The following is a 3,824-nucleotide window of genomic DNA, read 5'->3' on the forward strand; positions in this document are numbered from 1 at the left end:
TCTGCGGCGAGCGCTTCGCGCCCGCGCGCCGGCCCGGGCCGGCGCAGCGCCGCGATCAGCGGCAGCGAGGCCGCCACGCACAGCGCATCGACCGCGAACGCCACGGCCAGCGCATGCGGGCCGGACGAGGACAGGATCAGGCCGCCGGCGAGCATCGGCATCGCCATCGTCGCCACGCTGGAGGCGAGCGCGAACACCGCATTGGCCGGCGCCAGCAGGCCGCGGCGCAGGTACAGGCCGAAGCAGGCGCGCCCGGCCGGATACGCCACCGCCCAGACGATGCCGCCGATCAGCGCCAGCGCATAGATCAGCGGCAGGGTCATCGCGCCGAACCAGGTCGCCGCGGCCAGGGTGGCGTTGATCGCGACGTACAGCGCGCGGCACCACCACAGCAGCCGCGCCGGGTCGAAGCGGTCGAGCGCGCCGCGGAACCCGAACAGCAGCACCAGGCTCGGCAGCGCCTCGATCGCCGCGACCGCGCCGAGGTCGAGCGCGCGGCCGCTCAGGCGCATGACCAGGAACGGCAGCGCGATCAAAGTGAACGCTGCGCCGAAGGTGGTGATCAAGTTGTCGAGCAGCAGCCACGCCGGACGCCGGTCGCGCCGGCCGATCCGCAGCAGCCGCGCGGCCGCGCCGCGGCGCGCGCTCATGCGGCTGCGCTCAGGTCCGCGCCGGCCGGCGCAGGAAGAACAGTTCGCCCTCGCGTTCGACCCGGAATCCGAACGCGGCGGCGATGGCTTCGAGCTTGGCCGCGTCCAGGCGCCAGACCGTTTCGACATCGTCCACGCCCACGTCCAGGGTCCATTGCATGCCCAGCCAGTGGGTCAGGACGAAGCCGCCGGGCTTGAGCAGCCGCGTCAGCGCGTCGAAATAGCGCTCCAGGTGGCGCTGGCAGCAGGCGAAGCTGGCCAGGTTGTTGTCGAGCACGCAGTCGAAGCCGGCCGCGGCGAAGCGTTCGGCGAAATCGCGGCTGTGCTTGTTGAGCAGGTGCACGCGGTAGTCGCGCAGGCCCAGCGACTGGGCGTGCTCGAATTCGCCGCGGGCGACGGTGACCGAGACCACCCGCGCGCGGCCGTCGAGCAGGCGCGCCACCGAGGAATTGCCGGTGCCGACGTGCAGCACGTCCAGGCCGTCGAGTGCGGCGGTCCGCAGCCAGCGGTTGATCGCGGCCTGGTCTTCGGTCGGCTCGCAGTTCGAATAGTCCAGCAGCGGCCAGCTCGCGCGCTCGTCGGCGCCCTGATGGGTGTCGACGTGCGGCTCGCGCCCGCAGTCGATGCGGTCGGCGCCGATGTCGAAGCGCGGCTGGAAGGCGGGGACGGCGGATGCGGAAAGTGTCGGATTCATGACATCGGCTCGGGCGCGGACGGGGCGCGTCGATTCTTCGCCGATGCGCGAACGCGTGTCGAGCGGCGCAACGCGGCGTTCGCGGAACTGCACGGCGCCGTCACAGATTAAATCGTGCGCTGCTTTCATTCTTCGTTGCGAAAGCGCGGCGATGCACTGCGCTCGCGCCGCGCGGACGGCGTCGGAACGCTTCAATCGGGCACTGCGTTTTCGCGGCGACCGATGCGGGCTTTCCTTCCGCACCCGCTTCGGCCAGCGTTCCCCCCAAGCAATCGTCACGTCCGCTCCAATCCGCAAGCTTCAGCACCAGGCGTGCGGGCGCCGCATCGCGGCCGTCCGTATCGACGCGTCCGGTCTGCCAATCAGACCCTGCGAGCCCGCAGCGCATGCGCGATTCCGCGCGGCGCCGTCGTGCCCGCATCCGCCGGATGCGCCGCCCCATGCTCAACCAGTTCGGTTTCGATCGACTCGTCCTTAGCCAACTGCTGCTGACCGGCGTGGTCGGCTTCTCCACCCTGATCCTGCTCGCCTGCCTGCTGTTCCTGATCGGCTGGGCGTGCTGGCGCGGCGTGCGCCGGCCGCCGTCGCGCACCCTGGCGCGCTATCCGTTCGTGTCGATCCTGGTGCCGTTCTACAACGAGCCCGAAGGCTCGCTGCTGGATACGCTGGAATCGATCGAAGGCAACGACTATCCCGGGCCGGTGGAAGTGCTGCTGGTCGACGACGGCTCCACCAACGCCACCGCCGCCGCGGTCGCCGACTGGCTGCGGCAGGCGCGCGGCAAGCGCTACCAGCTGATCGCGCGCGAACGCAACGGCGGCGCCAAAGGGCTGGCGCTGGACGCCGCGCTGCCGCGGCTGTCGCCGGATTCGGAAGTGGTCACGGTGATCGACAGCGACACGGTGATCCTGCCCGGCGCGCTGCGCAGCGCGGTCGAAGCGCTGTATTCCTCGCCGCGCCACGCCGCCGCCTGCGGGCTGATCGTGCCGGCCGGGCGCGACCAGTCCTGGCTGCACCGGCTGCAGTTCTACGAACACATCGGCGCGCTGGCGGCGATCCGCTACGTGCAGAGCAAGCTCGGCTCGGTCAACGTGGTCGCCGGCGCGTTCTCGCTGCACCGCACCGACGCGATCCGCGAACTCGGCGGCTGGGGCGAGTGGCTGGTCGAGGACATCGCCTGGACCTGGCGCGCGCTCGCCCACGGCTATTCGATCGCGTATGCGCCGGACGCGGTGGCCTACACCATTTGCCCGACCACCTGGGGCGGTCTGTTCCGCCAGCGCCGGCGCTGGGCGCGCGGGCGCCTGGAATCGTTCCGCGTGGCCTGGCGCATCTCCTGGCCGCGGACGATGAAGATGCTGCCGTGGTGGCTGCTGTGGGCGCAGTCGGCGCTGGTGCCGACGCTGCTGCTGGCCGCGGCCGGCGCGCTGCTGTACCGCAGCCACGCGCTGCTGGCGGTGGCGGCGCTGAACTGGCTGCTGATGGCCGCGCTCAATTTCGTTTCGGTGCTGCACGCGCGCGAACGCTTGCAGCTGGGGCCGCTGGATCTGCTGCTGGTGTCGGTCTACAACACCGTCATCGACGTGCTGTTGCTGCCGGCCAATCTCATCGGCCTGCTCGACGAGTTGCGCGGCGGCCGCAAGAGCTGGATGACCCGCTGAGGCGCGCATGGACTATCACGCTTTCCTGGCCCAGCGTCCGCGCGCCTACCTCGGCCGCGGCCTGCCGCGCCGGCGCGCGGTCGCGCTGAGCTTCGACGACGGCCCCGGCCAGGCGACGCCGGCGCTGCTGACCGCGCTGCGCGAACTGGAGGTGGCCGCGACCTTCTTCTGCATCGGCCGCCTGCTGCGCGCCTCGCCGTGGCTGAGCGCGCGCATGCTCGCCGACGGCCACGAACTGGCCAACCATTCGATGAGCCACCTCGACGCGCGCGGCCTCGACGCCGAAACGCTGCTGCACGCCGAAGTGGCGCCGGCCGCGGCCGAACTGCGCCGCGCCGGCGCCGACGCGCTGTCGGCGCGGCTGTTCCGTCCGGCGTTCGGCGAGATCCGCGCCGACCAGGTCGACTTGCTGGCCCGGCACGGTTACACCGTCGCCGGCTGGTCGATCGATCCATGCGACTGGCTCGAACCCGACGCGCCCGGCCATGTCGACTGCGTAGCCGGCGCGGTGCTGGCGCAAACCCATCCCGGCGCGATCGTGCTGCTGCACGACGGCGACGACGACCACGGCCGGGCGCGGCCGCGCATCGTCGAGATCGTGCGCGAGCTGGTGCCCGCGCTGCGCGCGCAGGGTTACGGCTTCGTGCGCGTCGGCGATCTGCTGCGCGAGCGCGAAGGGCAGGGGGCGTTGGGGTGAGGCGGCGGTTGTGCGGCCGAGTCGCGCGGGTTGGTCGAGTGGCGCCGGCTTATGCGGTGTCGCGGTCGCGGCTTGCGCCGCTCCTACAGGTAGCGGCCGAAGTTTGCGATCTCCCTGTAGGA

At 71.7% G+C, this 3,824-nt stretch carries 5 protein-coding genes; 2 read left to right on the plus strand and 3 right to left on the minus strand.

Annotation, left to right across the window (positions count from 1 at the left end):
• The 3 genes from A7A76_RS23290 to A7A76_RS23300 form a co-directional block, all read right to left on the minus strand.
• On the minus strand, positions 1-650 hold a 650-nt coding region (locus tag A7A76_RS23290), incomplete at its 3' end, for an MFS transporter (protein WP_206413547.1).
• A gap of 10 nt (positions 651-660) precedes the next feature.
• Positions 661-1,344: an SAM-dependent methyltransferase gene (locus A7A76_RS23295; RefSeq protein ID WP_206413548.1), complete on the minus strand. Its 684-nt coding sequence runs from the start codon at positions 1,342-1,344 to the stop codon at positions 661-663.
• A gap of 100 nt (positions 1,345-1,444) precedes the next feature.
• Positions 1,445-1,732: a hypothetical protein gene (locus A7A76_RS23300; RefSeq protein WP_206413549.1), complete on the minus strand. Its 288-nt coding sequence runs from the start codon at positions 1,730-1,732 to the stop codon at positions 1,445-1,447.
• 52 nt (positions 1,733-1,784) lie between these two features.
• On the opposite strand from A7A76_RS23300, the gene A7A76_RS23305 reads away from it, so the two are divergent.
• Positions 1,785-3,005, plus strand: a complete 1,221-nt coding sequence (locus A7A76_RS23305) for a glycosyltransferase family 2 protein (RefSeq protein WP_206413550.1) — start codon at positions 1,785-1,787, stop codon at positions 3,003-3,005.
• Between the two features lie 7 nt (positions 3,006-3,012).
• Positions 3,013-3,702, plus strand: a complete 690-nt coding sequence (locus A7A76_RS23310) for a polysaccharide deacetylase family protein (protein WP_206413551.1) — start codon at positions 3,013-3,015, stop codon at positions 3,700-3,702.
• Positions 3,703-3,824 lie beyond the last annotated feature (122 nt).

Origin of the sequence: Lysobacter enzymogenes (genome assembly GCF_017168095.1) — a bacterium.
In the GTDB taxonomy this organism is placed as follows: domain Bacteria; phylum Pseudomonadota; class Gammaproteobacteria; order Xanthomonadales; family Xanthomonadaceae; genus Lysobacter; species Lysobacter enzymogenes_D.

What these genes read in the sequence shown, in the direction of transcription:
- A7A76_RS23310 (WP_206413551.1), top strand. Translation starts at nt 3,013, where the DNA reads ATGGACTATCACGCTTTCCTGGCCCAGCGTCCGCGCGCCTACCTCGGC.
- A7A76_RS23300 (WP_206413549.1), bottom strand. Translation starts at nt 1,732, where the DNA reads ATGCGCTGCGGGCTCGCAGGGTCTGATTGGCAGACCGGACGCGTCGAT.
- A7A76_RS23305 (WP_206413550.1), top strand. Translation starts at nt 1,785, where the DNA reads ATGCTCAACCAGTTCGGTTTCGATCGACTCGTCCTTAGCCAACTGCTG.
- A7A76_RS23295 (WP_206413548.1), bottom strand. Translation starts at nt 1,344, where the DNA reads ATGAATCCGACACTTTCCGCATCCGCCGTCCCCGCCTTCCAGCCGCGC.